Source organism: Paenibacillus sp. CMAA1364 (assembly GCF_054373195.1).
The window spans coordinates 51,316-68,349 of sequence record NZ_JBITNB010000014.1 but is presented as its reverse complement, the minus strand read 5'-3'; the positions used below and the strand labels follow the sequence as shown (position 1 = coordinate 68,349).

Here is a 17,034-nt window from a genome sequence, read left to right as displayed (position 1 = left end):
CTACTTCAAATTGCCTAGTCTTTTTTTAATTGTCCTTTACAAAGGGTACATTTTAGGTTAAGGCCGAAGGTGGGTTTTTATTCCATTTAGACTTAGAAGGGAATATACCATCCAAGCCAATTGTTCTGACCAAGTGTTAGTCGCACTTGGTCTTTATTAAATAAATCATAACATAATGAGAATACTGCAGCAATTAGAAATTAATCTAATCGATTAATATTACCAAAACACTCGACAACATTATATTTCTGTTTGTTGCAACATTTCCTTCGAAATGAGGCGTTTACATGGAAATTCAAATCATAAATCTAGCAGATCGTATTGATTTATTAAATATTCAGTTCAACATAATACTCAAGTAAACAGAGTTCCAATGACCTGCGATGTAGACAAGATTTATATCCATGGATGGCAAGTTTGTTTGTTATTGAAGGGATGGAGCTCACAAGAATATATAAGAAGCATCTATAACGATAATTTGCTTAGCCCTATTTGACTACGTATAATGTGAGCAACAACAAGTATGGCTAAAAGAGGAGTGGTCAGATGTGCACGACAATCGGATTTTCTTATTCTGAAGGTGTTGTTTTGGGAAGGACGTTGGAAGTCGGGATGAAGTTGGACAATCATATGATGGTTGTACCACGAAACATTGAAGATTTCATTCATACGAAAGAATCCAATTATGCTTCCAAATATGCAGTCTTAGGAACTGGCTTTTTTAAGCAAACGTCATTTGGCGATGGGATTAACGAAATGGGATTGATGGGTTCAAGTAATCTACTACCAGGTTATGCTTCTTTTTCTAAAAATGCAGTGGAAGACAAAATCAATGTGATTCTACCAAAGGCATTTGACTACTTGCTCAGCAGATGCAAGGATGTGGAAGAGGTTAGAGAAGAAGCGCAGAATCTGGTTATATTGGAACAGGGAGAAACGGCAAAGGAGCTCAGTACGAATAATCACTTCTTTTTTATGGATGCTAAAGGCATGAGTATTGTATTGGAGCCAAAAGAGGGGCAACTGCTCGCATACGATAATCCCTATGGCGTATTGACGAATGCACCTGAATTCCCATGGCATGTTACCAATTTGAAAAATTACATCCATCTTCAACCTGAAAATGTGGAACAAACATCGTTTAATGGTGCGACCGTTACCAAATTTGGTGAAGGAAGTGGATTAGTTGGACTTCCTGGTGACTTTACTCCACCGTCTCGCTTTGTAAGAGCAGCCTTCTTCGTATCTAGCACACCAAAGGATCTTGATAGACAATCGGCGATATTACAAGGTTTCCGTATTCTTTCTCAATCTGATATTCCCACAGGTTCCGTAATCGACACGCGAGAAGGACACAAGGATGAGACATTATATACCTCCGTCATGGATACAAAATCTAAAGGGTATTTCGTTAAATGCCATGACAACATTAACCTACAAGCATTCTATCTAGATGATTATAAAGACAACAAAGAGATCTTATTTATTGAACTTGAAAAACAGATGCAACTCTAATGGATTCCTGACGGTTTAGATGTAACACTCCTCTATATAGCGAAGTTAATTATACTTTGTGAGGGGTGTTTTTTGCTGTGACCATGGAATTAAGTCTTGATTTATACCTTATACAGAAGGTATCCTTATTTTATGAAGTGTATATATTTGTAAAAGTCTATTTAGAAAAGGTGATTGTGATTATTTTTTGGAGAGGTTGGGGAGTTATCGGTATTATCTTATGGGTCTAACCTTATGTGCGGTACCCGTATGGTTTATTGGAAATCACCACACTTTATTTTTCATACCTCTACAATATTGCGGTTTCCTGTATCCGATTCTTGGCATCATTCCTTTTTATGCATCAAATTAATTGGAAATGACTTTAATGACTGAAGGGGGAGATAGTATGGACTTATTTTTCTTTTTAAATATGACTAGAAATATCATTTCCAAATTTTTTCAAGATGGGATATGGGTGATAGGTTTCCTTTTTTTATTCACTAAAATATTTGAGGGTAAAAGAATTTTACAATTATCTAAAAAGATTACTTTAGTCATTCTAGCGTTCTTATTACTTTATGCAATTATTGCGAGTATTTAATAGAGAGTCGCAATTGAGAAGGAGCGTTGCAAAGATGAAGAAGTACATACCATTCCTGCTTTTGATCGTACTTATTGGATGTTCATCATCGAAGATGGAAAAACCCGAAAGTCCACAAGAACTAGCTCATATTATAAAACTTGCGTTGGGTAGTGGTGATTATAAAAAATTTAATTCGTATTTAACCGAGCCTCAAAAAGAGTTAATAACTATGGATGAGTTCAATAACATGTCAACATATATAACTGCAGGAGCACAATATAGGACGTACAGTTATCTGAAGATGGAGAATGGAAAAACATTTTTACTCGAGATCATAAATGAGACGCCAAGCGAGGACTATAAGGTGCAAAGTATCATTGAGATTCCAGATGGTATGAATAATATCTTTGATACAGTTAAGTAGATACAATAAATGTAAGGAGACAAAAATGAACAACTTGAATGGTGGTTTCACTGTTGGATGGGGAACGCTTGCCTTAATTAATGCAGGATTAGCACAAGCCAAAAATAGAAGTGGACTAAATTGGTTTCTTATTTCGTTATTATTCGGACCGTTAGCAACGTTATTTATTGTGGTATGGGATAAAAGGAATTAGGAGATAAGAGTTATACAATTTAAGTGAATAACAATCAATGGAGTGCGAAAATTGCCGAAAGTTTTCAGTTCATAATTCAAATTCGTACAATAATCCATATGAATCTTAGAATTGTCTATCTATTCAATAAAATGTAAGCGCTTTATAATATAAAAGAGATAATATTACAAAAGGAATGTTGAAAAAAGGGGGATTCTGAGATTCACGTTTATTACCTTACGGAAAACCCGATTAAAGATGACACCATGCAATTGCTTAACCAATTGATCCGAAGGAGTGAATTAGATGCATAATTCAAGAAAGATTATTTCATTACTAGTGATCACCATGATGCTATTTGCAACGTTATTAATTAGTCCAGCAACAGGAAATGCTGCCGAGGCAATGACTTATCAACCAACAGAGAAGACATCTGGTCTTATTAGAAATCCTGGTATGGGTTGGATACTTTATTGTGATGCTTTTGGTCAAATGACAAATAATACATTTCCTGATATCAACAAATGTGTAAATAATCCTAATTTATTCTGGCAGTCATTCGATAATTCTGGGGCAACCGCTAAAGCGACTACATTCTATATTCGTGCTCCTTGGTCATTCTATGAGCCTACAGCAGGACAATACAGCTGGAATGATCCTAATTCGAACTATTCTATCCTCATGCAAGGTGCTCTTGATCGTGGATTACGAATTGCATTTCGTGTCTATGTGGATAGCCAAGATTCATATCAACAAGCGACACCTGAATATGTACGATTAGCAGGAGCTAAAGGATACACGAATACGTTCTGGACACCTTATGTGAATGATCAGATATTTTTAAATAAATTGAATACTTTTATTAGTGCATTTGGTGCTAAGTATAACAATCATCCAAAGGTAGACTTTATTGATGCTATGGGATTAGGTGCTTGGGGTGAGGGTCACAACATGCGGACAGATAACACTCAACCAGGTAATACTAACTCAAGTATCATGACCGTAGCGCAATACTACCGCAACGCATTTCCAAATGTTTTACTTGGTGGACAGCAAGGTGGTGGGTTGGCAAGTGCAGCCGAGTCATTAGCTCAATCGAATAAATTCGATATCCTTAGACGTGATAGTATTGGGATGAAACAATATTTCACCCAAGCAGATAAAGATTATTATGTGAATAGATTATTAACTTATGGTATTCCATTGTTCTCAGAGAATGGATGGAATTACTTTGCACATGATTTTGCAGGGTATATGAATCGTAACGGCAATCCATTCTCCAACATTAGAGATATGCTCGTATATAGCTTGAATGATGCTATAACTGCTCGTGCAAATACGTTTGATCTGCGCGTCCCAGAAGATGCTATCGAATGGATGAATAATGTTGATCTAGTAGACGACTTCATTGTAAACGGCGGATATCGATTTGTACCGCTTAATATTACGACACCATCAGCAATTACTTCCAATGATTATATTACGGTACAAAGTAATTGGAAAAATACAGGTATTGGAAAACTTCCAAATGATCGACCTGCATGGAATTATAAATATAAAGTAGCTTATTCTCTATTGAATACATCCACGAAACAGCCTGTATTTACGAGTGTAACCAATATCGATCCCTCCGTATGGCTTAAAGGGAACAATTATCAATATGACACACCGATAAGCTTCGGTAATGTGCCTAACGGTTCATACGAGTTAGCCTATGCTATTGTCGATACAAGTAAAGGAAATACACCAGCGATTAACTTAGCAGTCACTAATCCGGCGACATCAACTGGATGGTACCCAATCAGTCAGGTGATTGTATCCAATATTCAGTTGGCCGCACCGAAACAAGCTCTACCAACGTATCGATTCTCGGAGGACTTCAGTAGTGTTCAAGGGAATAAACAATGGTACTATATGCAAGGAAATGGCTCAAATTATACGAATATGACATGGGATGCCAATACGAACAAGTGGAATGGTGCATACCAATGGAATAGTATTGGTGTTAATGCACTTATACATCCAGATGCAAACGATACAGTGATTGCTTGGAAAGCACCTATGGCAGGAAATATTGCTATTAAAGGTAAAGTTGCCAAACAGAATAATTCATGTGGTGATGGCGTTCGAGTTAAAATTATGAAAAATAACACGCAAATATGGCCAACGAGTGGTTGGCAAACTATCGCTGCTAATGATATTACGGGATTCACTCCTAATATCCCTACAACAGTCTCACCAAATGATAATATTTATTTCGTCTTGAATCAGAATGCAAACACTTCATGTGACGGTACTAGATGGAATCCAACGATTGAATATATGCCATCTGTCAATGTAGCACCTCAAGCTGTTGTAACAACTACATTAGGTACAAGTGCGGGTAATATTTCTAACATCAACAATGGAAGTATTACTGATGCTTGGAGTAGTGGTAAAGGTATTACTTTTCCTGGTTATATCACTTTAGATTTAGGTGCCACTACAAAAATGACCAGTGGAATTACGCTAATTACTCACTATGGCGTAGGACAAGGGATAACGAATGTGGATATCGAGTATAACAATGGCGGGGTATGGACGTCTGCTGTTTCACAATCACCTATCTCATGGACTACGAATACAGATGATGAGGAATTTAGAAACATCAGCTTTTCTCCTGTTTTAACGAATAAAATACGTGTTAAAGTGAACAGCGCAAATATGTTATGGAATCATCTTGCTTTAAATGAGATCCAGTGGTGGACCAATTAGGTCCCGAAAGATCTAACAAGAACTTATTTTTGAGATAATGTTAAAATAGACAGAAACCTATTCAAGGATTGTCACCTTGGGTAGGTTTTTTCTTGAATATCGTAATAATGTTGGAATCGTAGATTTGTCAATAGCAATGTGATAATTATCAAGCTATTTAACATTGTGAAAGCGCTCTATACTAAGTGTTAAGTGATTCCACAAAAATAATGTCGAGAAAGGCAGTTGTTGAATCTGTGAATTATCAACCTACCGAGAAAACTACGGGACTTATTAGAAACCCTGGCATGGGCTGGGTTCTCTATTGTGATGCATTCCAACAAATGACCGATACTACTAAACCGGATATCAATAAAGGGGTAATCAATCCTACTCTGTTCTGGCAGGCATTTGAAGATTGCGGGGCGACGGCCAAAGCTACTAGCTTTTATATTCGCGCGCCTTGGTCTTTCTATGAACCTACAGAAGGTCAATATAGCTGGAATGATGCTAATTCGAACTATTCTATCCTTGTACAAGGTGCTCTTGATCGCGGGTTACGTCTTGCATTTCGTGTCTACATGGATAGCCAAGATTCCTATCAACAGGCGACACCTGAATACGTTCGTGCAGCAGGCGCAAAAGGGTATATCAATACGTATTGGACACCTTTTGTGAATGATCAGATCTTTTTGGATAAGCTACATATGTTTATTGACGCATTCGGTGCTAAATATAACAACCATACAGAAGTGGATTTTATTGATGCTATGGGTTTAGGCGCTTGGGGTGAAGGACATAACATGCAATCGGACAGCACTCAACCGGGCGATATTAGCGAAATCGTCATGACTGTAGCAAGGTATTATCGTAATGCCTTTCCCAACATATTACTTGGGGGTCAACAGGGTGGTGCTTTGGAGGTTGCTGCAGAATTATTAGCCCAATCGAACCAATTTGATATCCTTAGACGTGACAGTATCGGTATGCCTCATTGGTTTACTCAGGCGGATAGAGAGTATTATCCTGATAAACTACTAACCTATGGCATTCCACTATTCTCTGAGAATGGATGGAATTACTTTGCACATAACTTTGATGATTACATGGATCGGAATGACAATTACTTTACCAACATTCGTGATATGCTTGTCTATTGTTTGAATGATGTCATCGTTGCTCGTGCGAATACGTTCGATTTACGTGTACCTGAGGATGCGATCGAGTGGATGAAGAACGTTGATCTAGTGGATGAATTCAACATCAAAGGTGGATACCGTTTGGTACCTAATCACTTTGAAGCACCCGCTTCAATTACCATCAACGAGAATATGAAGATTCACAGTCGTTGGAAGAACACAGGGATTGGTAAGCTACCAAATGATCGACCTGCTTGGAATTACAAATATAAAGTTGCCTTTTCCCTGTTGAATACATCGACGAAAGAACCGGTATCTACTAGCGTAACGAATATTGATCCATCACAATGGCTTATGGGGGATGATTATTCATATGAGACGGATATACACTTCGAGAATGTAGCTATGGGTAATTATGACTTAGCTTATGCGATTGTTGATACAACGAGAGGAAACGTGCCTGCGATAAAATTAGCTGTTACTGATCCAGCAACAGCTACGGGTTGGTATCCAATCGATCACGTTAGCGTAACAAATATTTAGAAAATCAGGTATTAAGATGTTTAACTTATAATAATACATGAGCACATGTGCGACTTCCTTGTAAGCCCACTCTATAACAGGTAAAATATTGATAAGACAATAATTCCTTTCCTATTTTACTATAAGGAGTGGGTATCATGTTAGATGAGAACAAACCGTTCTCCCATTCAGCAGACCCCTATGGGGCTAAGGCTAACTTTGATGTCAACGAGAAGAAGCTCCATTCTCAAGGAGCGCCTGGTCTTTTTCGGCAGATAACGAATCTACTCCTATTAGTTGGCATCTTAGCAGTTATTATTATTTTGAGCAAAATATTCTGAATTAATGATAAAGCGCGACCATCTTTTTACCATAGGAGGGGATCTTATGTTTCCTGAAAACTTAAACGCTGTGAATGAAGATGTGTCGAAGAGACAATTAGCAGAAAAGCAACAGCAAGTCATGGAAAATTCCAAGAAAAGTATATCACGATCAGTAACGAGCACATTGATAGCTGTAGCTGTGTTAGCCATTGTCTTCGGATTGTTTATATGGTTAATGAATAGGTAAATATAACATAAAAGGATGGGAACACATTGAAAAAGAAAGTATGGCTTGCATCAGGCCTGGTTATCGTTGCTTTATCGACCTATATCATTGTTGGAGGTATGGATAGAGAAGAGTCTAATAACCAGAGTGTACAAGATATTAAGCAATTGGTATCTGAATATAGCGCTAGTAAGATGGATCATGTATCTGCATCTATCACTTCCCAGCAGCTTATTGTGAACGATGTTAATAAACAATCCATCACATATGATTTACCAGACGATGAGTTTTTTGTCTCTATTGCACCTTATATTGAAGTTACGCACCCTTGTGATATCCATAGCTTGACAGGCTGTCAAGGCGAAATGATAGCAGAAGAGTTCAACGTTCATATTACAGATATGGAAGGTAAGGTGATCATGGATCAGTCCATGAAATCCCAAACGAATGGATTTATCGATCTGTGGTTAGCACGAGATCAAACGTATCAGATCACGATTCAGCAAGATGGTCTAACAGCAACATCTAAGATTTCAACCTTCGATAACGACAATACATGTATTACGGATATGCAGTTACTCGCTCAAAAGGCTGGATGATAGTCATAAAAGCAAGATTACTACATTTTTATTTGTGTTTATCTTAGTTCATGGCTATTAAGTCCGTTGTCTCTTTCAAAAGTTCTCGATGGGGAGGCCATGACAACAGTAGCCATGTCTAAGAAATTGTTGCAATAACGAAATGTGGAGAATTGCTGTCGAATATGGGATTGACTGCGTCTCCTAATAGCTTTGCGCAAGCTGAGATTAAGCATTAATTGCTCTGCCTCTTCCACAGCCTGATCGATATTCCCTTGCTGATACATCTTCCCAGTACGATTATGAAATAAGAATCTGCGTATGCCATCGGAATCCGTACTAAGTACCGGACAGCGAGAGAGCATCGCTTCTGCTACTGCATATCCGAACCCCTCTGTAATGGATGTTGAACACAAGAAACCGCCTGAGTCGCCAATGATGGAGAAGTAATCAGCCATTTGTTCATGTGGTACATTGGAATAACGGATGAGATGAGAGGATACTTCCTGTCTATGGGGACTTTTTTCAAAATCCATCTTTTCATCTGCATCAAATAACGTAGCATCCTCGAACATCCACAATCGAATCGTCGGATTTATCTTTCTAAGACGCCATCCAATCTCCAGAAATTCCCTCCAGTTTTTATTGGCTTCAATTCTACCTACCCAACCAATGATTGGATATTCCTTCGGTGGATATGACGTATACCCGAACACTTCCGTATCCAGTGGATTGTCGAAGCAGAACTTACGAATAGTAGGGCAATAGGTTTCAATTAGATGCTTTAAATGAGCCGTTTGTGGGAAGACGATTCCATCTGCGTATTTCTCAATTCGTGTAGAAAAGTCTTTGATCAAACATTCAGCTGTGGTTAATGTGCCTAAACCCTGAATCTCATATATCAGATGCCCCTTATAATTCATAGTGGCAATACGTTCTAATAAATCGATATCCGTACACACGATGATCATATCGAAGCATTCCCGTTCGAGAATCCTTTTGATTACCTCATTCTCATTCGTAATGTAGGTACGAATGTTTTTAATGTTTTGGAGACCCGCTCCATCATTTGTATATAGCAGACAACATTCAATATGTTTCTTCATCAATGCATCGCTTCGTATTCGGTTCAAAGTCTCCATACCGCCGCTTGGATTATAAAAGGTGAATAGAATTTTCATATCAATGACTCATTTCTTTTAAAAATTTAACCAAATCACTAGTCCGGAATAATTCGTTATACATCATGGTTGCGGGTAAGGGAGAAGCTGAGGAACGATAACCAATGAGTCGATCGCTAGTATAGTAGTTCGAGATCAATTCCGGACCAGCCTTCGTTAACTGTTCGACAAGTATTTGTAAATCGTTCACATCTGGGAACATGTCTGGACCGAGTATTAATGTGTAGGGCGTTTGCAACATTTGACTGATGCACAGTAGCGCAGTAGTCTCATTCACATGAGGTAACCATTTGAAATCAGTGACTGGATGAGGTATGGAGACTAATGGGGCTGATTCTTGTTGATTATAGGACCGATTTAATACATAAAGGAAGTAATTACTGAAGGTTTGTTCATATAAATTCTCAAGTCGATCTAAAGCTTGTGCATGATAAGTGAGGTAAGGGAAAAGGATCGAAATCTGTGGTAATATGCCTCGTCTGCAACGAGCCAAATGCCGTGCTAAATGATACGTATATCGCCATTTACGATGTTCAACTTCCGTTAGCAGCGAAGCAGATACGCTGAAGCTGGAATTTACACGATAATCCATAAGCTCCACAGGGATGAATTTGATCTCACAAAGTTCGGTAATTCTGAGCCAGTAATCATAATCTTCGACAGGGGGTAATCCGTACCCTTCGATCTGCTTGGCATATATGGACTTATACATAAAAGAGACACCGATAATGGAGGAATCTAGCAATTTATCCTTGGATCGTCCTTGGTATTGACACCGTGCAGCTAACTCGAGCTCATCATGTAATGGGTTGTTATCATTATCTATAGATTGAAAACCACTATAGACTAAACCAAGCTCAGCTGGACCTTTGACAAGTGCGTTACGTAACACGTCCAAAAAACGTGGATAGTATATGTTATCCGTGGATACCCAAGTTAGATATTGGATATTACGATCTTTATATAATATTTCAAAACCAGTATTCAAAGCATGTGGAACACCCTTGTTTATAGGATAAGAAATGATTTCGACTCGACGATCTTGTTGTATAATCTCTTTAATTAGATTCTCCATCTCTGGTGCACCATCAATGACAATGACTAATTTGAAGGACTTACGAGTCTGAGTCAACACGGAATGTAAGGCAGCCCTCAGAAAATCTTCTCTTTGTTTATAAACAGGCATGACAATCCCCAAATCAACCAAGTTCCCCACCACTCTCATGTACGTATTTAACTTCAGTATATACTTTTGTCTTATATGTGTTTGTGCATGTATCACGGTGATAGCTTCATTACATGTAAAAAAGGAACTCAATCTGTAGATTAAGTTCTTAAAGTTAAAGAATCTTCTTATAGTCCTATTGAAAGACCAGCAATAGGGGTAAGTTCACTCTGAAGAACACGTTGTTCTTGGACCAAGTTACCATACTCGTCCAATCCGTAGACAGACATGACAACTTCTGATAAGACCGAAACGACATTGATCTGGACCTCATAAGCAACATTTCCTGCGATAAAGAATTCTCGAATATTGGAAGAGTTGGCGGGGACGATAAATCCAGTAACATAGAGTGGGGTAAGTGACAATGTTGAGATCGATACCCCGAATATCTCCAAGACGACCGTTGCAGAACCAGAACCAATGTTTCGTGTGCTAACGACAATGTTGGTAGCTGCCGTACCTGCGGCTCTAGTATTGGTGATTAGACCTGTTGTAAATGGCATCGAAGATCACCTCCCTTCTCCTAACATATTATGTGAAAAGAAGTTGATAGTTCGAGACGATCATTCACTATTATTTGTGTATTTAAATAATGGGTATCAGATACCCAGAGCAAAACTCCTACCCGTCATATAATGAATAAACAACGAAAGAATAGGAGTCGGTTCGCATGACAAATTTCAATTTCCAAGTCACACCCGGAGGGTTTCCGAAATTTGAGCCAGCTGTAGCAGTGAATTTACTTATACCAGGCATTATGATAGCCGTATCTGTGGACACCACTACCGGGGTCCCCAACACAGGGGTCTATCGATCACTTGACGGAGGTTTCAGTTGGGCCAATTCATTACTTCCTCTTCCTGTTGGCTATACAGGAGCAGAAGCGCCTTATGTCGCGTATGGTTTTCCTGATATATTCATCATTACCGCCCATGTCTTTCCATCTACGCTAGGTGGGGGTACATGTGTAGCTTATATTTCAAATGATAACGGAAGTACTTTTGGAGATCCCATTGTTGTTGGACCTGGTTTTGGATCATATATCAATAATGATGAAACACTAGTGGCTATTGATACAGGACAATCCAGTCCCTTTCTAGGTAATGTATATGTGACATACAATCATCAATTCAATGTAGCTAATGGAGGGAACTCTACAGCTTTCTTTAATCGATCCACCGATGGTGGGCTTACATGGGATCAACCCGTTCTCTTATCTAGTGATGCAGATCAAGTTGAACGTCCGGACATTGCCTTCGATCTTATAGGTAGTGTATACGGTGCATGGGTAACGGTAAATCCAACCTATAGGTTCGTTATTCGTCGCTCAGATGATGGGGGAGCAACATTTCAACCTCCTGTGTTGGTGTCTGATATCGTTCCAGTTCCTATTATACTTCCTGTGCCGAATTATAATTTTAGAGTTCTGACCTTCGCCAATGTTTCAACCGATCGTTCGATCGGCCCTTATACCAATAATGTTTACGCTGTGTGGCAAGACTTCAGGGAAGGTTACTCCGATATCTTCATGTGCATATCTACGGACTTTGGTCAGCACTGGTCTTCACCTGTTAGCATAACCAGTGCCCCAGCAGGCTCGCAGAACTTCTTCCCCGCAATTGATGTAGATCCATTAACTGGCGTAGTCAATATTATTTATTACAGCAATCAGATGAATGGATTCGATCTAGATGTGTATGTTGCCAGATCGATCAACGGGGGACAGAGTTTCACGAATACTAGAATTACGATTAATTCCTTTGATCCCAATGCTGGAAGTGCTACGCCAGTTTCGTTAATCGGAGATTACATTGACATTATAAGTGTGCCACCAGGAGGTTATATTGGTGTATGGACAGATACAACACCAGGAACTCAAGTCATATATGCAGGGTATTCTGATATTGTGATTACTTGATCATACGAAATATACAATTCTATTTATGATAGTTATATAACCGTACCTGATTAGACATAATGTAAGGGTGATTACCTACGAATGAGGAGGAGAAGAACCATTACAGAACCATTTCTAATACCAGCTACAGAAGGCATGAGTTTCCAACTTAAACAGGGTCAAGTGATTCGGGTGACAGATGTGGAGGGTGAACAAGTAGCAGATTTTGTTGCCTTTCGTGCGGATGATATCACTGAGCGTCTTGACCCTACGGTAACCATGGATGCCTTACATGCAATGAAGGTGAATGTGGGAGATATCATCTACTCTAATAAATATAAGCCGATGCTTACAGTTATAGATGATAAGGTAGGGCGACATGACTTCATTAATTCTGCCTGTCGCCCAGAGATGTATGAATTCTTATACGATAAAACCGACCACAGAAGCTGCTATATGAACCTAAATATGGCTCTTAAGAATCATGGCATTCCCGCTCCACATCAGCATTACCCCTTTAATCTGTTCATGAATACGGTCGTGTCATCAGACGGTCAGATCCGTGTGGAAAGACCCTTATCCAAGAAAGGGGATTACATCGAACTTCGTGCGGAAATGGATCTTATTGTCGCCATATCTGCTTGCCCGTGTGAGGAAAGTGAGTGCAACGGGGACAAATGTACCCCAATCGCTGTCGAAATAAGTTAATTCTTCTAAAAGAAATCGCCCCTGCATACAATAACTAGGACAAGTTATTACATGTTTAGGGGCGATATTTATGTATATATTTATGAGTTATGTATTTCTGGGTATTTCTTTATCCGCTCCAATTGGTCCTATTAACGCTGCTCAACTGGATAGGGGAGCTAGATTCGGATTTACGCAAGCTTGGTTAATAGGGCTTGGAGCGATGTGTGCTGATTTAATATATATGTTACTTATCTATTTTGGTTTAGCTCATTTCCTAGATACACCCTTTATGAAGACATTCTTATGGTGTTTTGGCTGCTTCGTTCTTATCTACACAGGTATCGATACCCTAAGAAATATGAAGCAAGATCCGCAATCGGATTCACGAGCAGAGCAGTCTAGTCTAAATTCCTTTCGTTCCGGATTTATGTTGGCTATTACGAATCCGCTGAACATTTTATTCTGGCTTGGAATTTATGGTTCGATTTTAGCTGAAAGTGTGCAGAATCATGGTCTAACCTTAGTATTGTGGCATAGCTCAGGTATCTTTGCAGGAATACTCTTGTGGGACGTAGTGATGGCAACACTCGCAAGTTCTTTTCATAAGTTCGGGAATCGGAACACGTTGCGAATTATTTCTATCGTTGCGGGTTGTTCTTTAATTGGCTTTGGTATCTACTTTGGTTACCAGGCATTCACCTATATCATCTCCTCCGCATAATATGCTTCCAAGACATGGAGGAGGTCATTACGATATGGCTGATTTATATACCAAAGACTGGTTGGATGAACATTTGACGACATTGGCACCCTGGAAGCGGGACGCTTTTCGCCAATTCGGTCTGATTCTTGCAGATCCGCAAGACAAGTATCCTTGTATACTGGGACGACAAGGATTTCTAGCGAATAACCTACGTTTTGGCTTTGTAGCTGATCCGAGGTCAGAGGAAGCCGCCGCCGATACCGCTGAAATGATGAAATCATATGGTGCTATCTCTAGAGATACGGGTAAATTCGCATCGCTTGTTATTTTCTTCAACACACCTGTAGAGGTGTATAATAACTATTCTGTTGAAGATTATGAACGGGTTTTTTGGTCTGTTCTAAGCCGAGTCCATGCCAAAGATCAGGCGCCATGGCCGGAACATATATCACGAGATCCATCCGATCCATCTTGGGAATTTTGTTATGATGAGCAGCCCTATTTCTCTTTTTGCGGAACACCTGCACATGTCATTCGAAAGAGTCGCATGTTTCCTCATTTCCTCATCGCTTTTCAACCCCGTTGGGTATTTGAACACATCAATGATTCCACACCCTTTGGACGTAAAATTAAACAACGTATTCGACAAAAACTAGTTGAATATGATGGTGTTTCTGCACATCCTTCACTTCAATGGTATGGACAACAGGACAACTTAGAGTGGCAACAGTATTTCTTGCGCGATGATGAAAGTGTTCCTACTAAATGTCCTTATCGTCATATGATAAAGAGTAAATTATAATATATTGAAATCAATTATATAGTCATTTACAAATTGTTCGAATGAGATTGGTTTACGCTTGAGAATAACTTCTATTTCATCTGTTATAAGCTTGGCTGTACCCAATCTAGTCATGGTGTACAATATGGTCATGACATTTGCAAACTCTTTAGGCATTCCTCTTCTAATCATGGTTTGTCTAAAAGATATTATATTAGGGTTTTTATATACAATTGTACGATGTAGCACTTTAGACATTATCGAAGCTACTTGATCATAGGTAAGTGCTTCGCTTCCTGTTAAATCATATTTTTTAAACTCATGCCCCGGTTCCGTAAGACAGGTTGCTGCGACCGCAGCAATATCTCGTGTATCAATAAAACTGGTTTTGGATTTACCTACAGGTACATACAACTCATTGCGTACAGCAATATCTTCACGGTGGGTCGTATTTAAGTTTTGCATAAAAAAGCTAGGTCGCAAAAACGTATAAGTAAATCCTAATTCAACAATGTATTTTTCGATTTTGTGATGAGGGACTATAGGGTTCTTCTCTACTCCAATTAAGGATACAAATACAATATGCTCCACACCTGCAGATTTAGCAGCCTGCAAAAAGGGGAGAGTGTCTTGTTTAGGATCGGCTAGTTGGGGAGGACGAACGATAAAAATTTTCTTTATATCTGTTAAGGCGTTACTATATGTAGATTGCTGTAAAAAATCAAATGATACTATATCCAATTTTGGGTAACACGAGAAAAATGCCCTTCCTTTATCTATGTTTGTTACAGCAGCTCTTATATGAACGCCTCGATTATATAATTCTTTTACAACAAAACTTCCGATATTTCCAGTCGAACCAATCACTAAGATAGATGGCATTATTATTCCTCCTTGTGAAGTTGTACAGTAGATTCCATAATCTTTAGAAGATTGATAAATTGATCGCTTTGTTCCTGACTGAAGTTGACTAAAGCTCGTTGTACAACACGCTCGCTTGCTTCTTCTAGCAAAGGTATTAAATTTTTAGCTTCTATAGTAAGGTTCAGGGTGAAAGATCGTTTATCTTGCGGATGATGCTGCTTAAAGATCATATTCTTATCTTCAAGGCGTGCAATGATTCCAGAAACAGTAGGCTTATCAAAATCAAGGTCCTTAGCGATGAATTTGGAAGTTCGTTCATTAAAGGAACTATGATGTGTTTCTTTGATATCAATGTTTTTGATGACTGCCCATTGAGCAGGGGTGAGCCCATATTGATCAAATTCCTTTGAGAGTTCGTAACGTAAGTCTTTAGCGACTTTCATAATAAGATAACCTATTGATTCCATGTCGATCTCCTTTATATAGTTAGTGCGCTAACTATATATCGAGTATGATATCTAATTAGTAAGCTTAAGTCAAGAAGTCTTATCTGTATGAGATGCTCGATACTTCTTACCACATTGTAAAGGCTTCGTATAATAATTATCTGCGATGAATTCCCTCGTCCTTATCATAACGACGCCAAGCTCTTGGTGTCATTCCAATATACTTTTTGAAAACAGTGGCAAAATGTTGACTAGTCTTATAGCCCAGATCATGTGCAATGTCTGTGATTGACGTTCTGGATTTCACAAGCAACTGACAGGCGTAATCCATTCTCACTCGTTCTATATACGATGCCGGTGACTGTCCTGTTGTGTCTCGAAATACACGGTAAAAATGTGATTCGCTTAGGTTTAATTCCTCCGCTAACTGACTAGTAGTAAATCTTAGGGTAGGTTCTGTAACGATACGTTTGGTCAGCTCCAAGGAATATTCAAAAATATTAGCCGTCTGCAAGGATGGACTGGAGGAATGCATAAGTTGAAGGAGAACATCCAGTATCTGATGACGAACTTGAAACTCAAATAACAGCCCCGGCTGCTCGATCAGTTTCCTCAATGTACGAAAACGTTCAGCAATCGATCGATTCATGGATACGATACGCGGTAATTGACACAGAATATGGCTGAATTGTTCTCGATCCTCTTTTTCTAATGAAAACCACGCTGTAGCATGCTGTGGGTCCTGTATAATCATCCACCACATTTTGCACGGCCCGATATAATCAAAGCTGGCTCTATGAAGTTCTCCTGGTCTAGTATGAAACATCTGTTGCGCATGCATAGAATATCTGACACCATCTACTTCCCAGCTAACGGCACCTTGCTCTAAATAAACGAACTCGTATGCATTCTCGTGGTAGTGAGTGCTAAGGGGGGCTGCTACACTAAAATGATCATATCCTAACAGATCGAATTCCGTAAGATGCTTCAGTATCGGATGACTCCCACATTGGTATACCCAACGTTCATTTTGTAAGTTCGATGACATCA

General features: G+C 39.0%; 18 protein-coding genes. 12 read left to right on the top strand and 6 right to left on the bottom strand.

All coding sequences use genetic code 11. From position 1 onward, the window contains the following. The first annotated feature begins 546 nt into the window (after positions 1 to 546). The 8 genes from ACH8E3_RS10370 to ACH8E3_RS10335 all read left to right on the top strand — a co-directional run bounded on the left by ACH8E3_RS10370 (position 547) and on the right by ACH8E3_RS10335 (position 8,218). A complete protein-coding gene (locus ACH8E3_RS10370; RefSeq protein ID WP_458632558.1) occupies positions 547 to 1,515 on the top strand; it encodes a linear amide C-N hydrolase in 969 nt (322 codons plus the stop codon). A 617-nt stretch (positions 1,516 to 2,132) separates the two neighbouring features. After that, positions 2,133 to 2,504: a hypothetical protein gene (locus ACH8E3_RS10365; protein ID WP_458632557.1), complete on the top strand. Its 372-nt coding sequence runs from the start codon at positions 2,133 to 2,135 to the stop codon at positions 2,502 to 2,504. A gap of 25 nt (positions 2,505 to 2,529) precedes the next feature. Then, positions 2,530 to 2,697 (top strand): hypothetical protein, encoded by a 168-nt coding sequence (locus tag ACH8E3_RS10360; protein ID WP_458632556.1) that lies wholly within the window; start codon positions 2,530 to 2,532, stop codon positions 2,695 to 2,697. A gap of 285 nt (positions 2,698 to 2,982) precedes the next feature. After that, positions 2,983 to 5,430, top strand: a complete 2,448-nt coding sequence (locus ACH8E3_RS10355; protein WP_458632555.1) for a hypothetical protein — start codon at positions 2,983 to 2,985, stop codon at positions 5,428 to 5,430. 209 nt (positions 5,431 to 5,639) lie between these two features. Beyond that, positions 5,640 to 7,091 (top strand): hypothetical protein, encoded by a 1,452-nt coding sequence (locus tag ACH8E3_RS10350; RefSeq protein WP_458632554.1) that lies wholly within the window; start codon positions 5,640 to 5,642, stop codon positions 7,089 to 7,091. A 137-nt stretch (positions 7,092 to 7,228) separates the two neighbouring features. Then, entirely contained in the window at positions 7,229 to 7,411 is a 183-nt protein-coding gene (locus ACH8E3_RS10345) for a hypothetical protein (RefSeq protein ID WP_458632553.1), read from the top strand. Between the two features lie 46 nt (positions 7,412 to 7,457). Beyond that, the gene (locus ACH8E3_RS10340) at positions 7,458 to 7,640 is read left to right on the top strand and encodes a hypothetical protein (RefSeq protein ID WP_458632552.1); all 183 of its coding nucleotides are present in this window, start codon (positions 7,458 to 7,460) and stop codon (positions 7,638 to 7,640) included. A 26-nt stretch (positions 7,641 to 7,666) separates the two neighbouring features. Continuing rightward, positions 7,667 to 8,218, top strand: coding sequence for a CueP family metal-binding protein (locus ACH8E3_RS10335; RefSeq protein ID WP_458632551.1), 552 nt, complete (start codon positions 7,667 to 7,669; stop codon positions 8,216 to 8,218). Between the two features lie 38 nt (positions 8,219 to 8,256). On the opposite strand, the gene ACH8E3_RS10330 is transcribed toward ACH8E3_RS10335, so the two are convergent. The 3 genes from ACH8E3_RS10330 to ACH8E3_RS10320 form a co-directional block, all read right to left on the bottom strand. Then, complete coding sequence (locus tag ACH8E3_RS10330) at positions 8,257 to 9,378, bottom strand: glycosyltransferase family 4 protein (protein ID WP_458632550.1); 1,122 nt, start codon at positions 9,376 to 9,378, stop codon at positions 8,257 to 8,259. A gap of 1 nt (position 9,379) precedes the next feature. After that, complete coding sequence (locus tag ACH8E3_RS10325; RefSeq protein ID WP_458632549.1) at positions 9,380 to 10,585, bottom strand: glycosyltransferase family 2 protein; 1,206 nt, start codon at positions 10,583 to 10,585, stop codon at positions 9,380 to 9,382. 146 nt (positions 10,586 to 10,731) lie between these two features. Beyond that, positions 10,732 to 11,106, bottom strand: a complete 375-nt coding sequence (locus tag ACH8E3_RS10320) for a hypothetical protein (protein WP_458632548.1) — start codon at positions 11,104 to 11,106, stop codon at positions 10,732 to 10,734. 167 nt (positions 11,107 to 11,273) lie between these two features. Here ACH8E3_RS10320 and ACH8E3_RS10315 point away from each other — a divergent pair, with 167 nt between their 5' ends. From ACH8E3_RS10315 to ACH8E3_RS10300, 4 genes are all read left to right on the top strand, one after another. After that, a complete protein-coding gene (locus ACH8E3_RS10315) occupies positions 11,274 to 12,521 on the top strand; it encodes a sialidase family protein (RefSeq protein ID WP_458632547.1) in 1,248 nt (415 codons plus the stop codon). A gap of 99 nt (positions 12,522 to 12,620) precedes the next feature. Further along, positions 12,621 to 13,208, top strand: a complete 588-nt coding sequence (locus tag ACH8E3_RS10310; protein ID WP_458632562.1) for a DUF1989 domain-containing protein — start codon at positions 12,621 to 12,623, stop codon at positions 13,206 to 13,208. A 70-nt stretch (positions 13,209 to 13,278) separates the two neighbouring features. Continuing rightward, positions 13,279 to 13,911 (top strand): LysE family translocator, encoded by a 633-nt coding sequence (locus tag ACH8E3_RS10305; RefSeq protein WP_458632546.1) that lies wholly within the window; start codon positions 13,279 to 13,281, stop codon positions 13,909 to 13,911. Positions 13,912 to 13,945: 34 nt separating this feature from the next. Further along, positions 13,946 to 14,695: a YqcI/YcgG family protein gene (locus ACH8E3_RS10300; RefSeq protein WP_458632545.1), complete on the top strand. Its 750-nt coding sequence runs from the start codon at positions 13,946 to 13,948 to the stop codon at positions 14,693 to 14,695. Here the strand turns inward: ACH8E3_RS10300 and ACH8E3_RS10295 are convergent. From ACH8E3_RS10295 to ACH8E3_RS10285, 3 genes are all read right to left on the bottom strand, one after another. Next, a complete protein-coding gene (locus tag ACH8E3_RS10295; protein ID WP_458632544.1) occupies positions 14,690 to 15,556 on the bottom strand; it encodes an SDR family oxidoreductase in 867 nt (288 codons plus the stop codon). The two genes, ACH8E3_RS10300 and ACH8E3_RS10295, sit on opposite strands and share 6 nt — an antisense overlap. 2 nt (positions 15,557 to 15,558) lie before the next feature. Continuing rightward, positions 15,559 to 16,005: a MarR family winged helix-turn-helix transcriptional regulator gene (locus ACH8E3_RS10290; RefSeq protein ID WP_458632543.1), complete on the bottom strand. Its 447-nt coding sequence runs from the start codon at positions 16,003 to 16,005 to the stop codon at positions 15,559 to 15,561. Between the two features lie 136 nt (positions 16,006 to 16,141). After that, on the bottom strand, positions 16,142 to 17,032 hold the full coding sequence (locus ACH8E3_RS10285) for an AraC family transcriptional regulator (protein WP_458632542.1): 891 nt from the start codon (positions 17,030 to 17,032) through the stop codon (positions 16,142 to 16,144). Positions 17,033 to 17,034 lie beyond the last annotated feature (2 nt).

Bases quoted from the DNA above. Each gene is read 5' to 3' on its own strand.
- ACH8E3_RS10365 (WP_458632557.1), top strand. From the start codon at position 2,133: ATGAAGAAGTACATACCATTCCTGCTTTTGATCGTACTTATTGGATGT.
- ACH8E3_RS10305 (WP_458632546.1), top strand. From the start codon at position 13,279: ATGTATATATTTATGAGTTATGTATTTCTGGGTATTTCTTTATCCGCT.
- ACH8E3_RS10290 (WP_458632543.1), bottom strand. From the start codon at position 16,005: ATGGAATCAATAGGTTATCTTATTATGAAAGTCGCTAAAGACTTACGT.
- ACH8E3_RS10330 (WP_458632550.1), bottom strand. From the start codon at position 9,378: ATGAAAATTCTATTCACCTTTTATAATCCAAGCGGCGGTATGGAGACT.
- ACH8E3_RS10360 (WP_458632556.1), top strand. From the start codon at position 2,530: ATGAACAACTTGAATGGTGGTTTCACTGTTGGATGGGGAACGCTTGCC.
- ACH8E3_RS10300 (WP_458632545.1), top strand. From the start codon at position 13,946: ATGGCTGATTTATATACCAAAGACTGGTTGGATGAACATTTGACGACA.
- ACH8E3_RS10340 (WP_458632552.1), top strand. From the start codon at position 7,458: ATGTTTCCTGAAAACTTAAACGCTGTGAATGAAGATGTGTCGAAGAGA.
- ACH8E3_RS10285 (WP_458632542.1), bottom strand. From the start codon at position 17,032: ATGTCATCGAACTTACAAAATGAACGTTGGGTATACCAATGTGGGAGT.
- ACH8E3_RS10370 (WP_458632558.1), top strand. From the start codon at position 547: ATGTGCACGACAATCGGATTTTCTTATTCTGAAGGTGTTGTTTTGGGA.
- ACH8E3_RS10320 (WP_458632548.1), bottom strand. From the start codon at position 11,106: ATGCCATTTACAACAGGTCTAATCACCAATACTAGAGCCGCAGGTACG.
- ACH8E3_RS10345 (WP_458632553.1), top strand. From the start codon at position 7,229: ATGTTAGATGAGAACAAACCGTTCTCCCATTCAGCAGACCCCTATGGG.
- ACH8E3_RS10355 (WP_458632555.1), top strand. From the start codon at position 2,983: ATGCATAATTCAAGAAAGATTATTTCATTACTAGTGATCACCATGATG.
- ACH8E3_RS10350 (WP_458632554.1), top strand. From the start codon at position 5,640: ATGTCGAGAAAGGCAGTTGTTGAATCTGTGAATTATCAACCTACCGAG.
- ACH8E3_RS10315 (WP_458632547.1), top strand. From the start codon at position 11,274: ATGACAAATTTCAATTTCCAAGTCACACCCGGAGGGTTTCCGAAATTT.
- ACH8E3_RS10295 (WP_458632544.1), bottom strand. From the start codon at position 15,556: ATGCCATCTATCTTAGTGATTGGTTCGACTGGAAATATCGGAAGTTTT.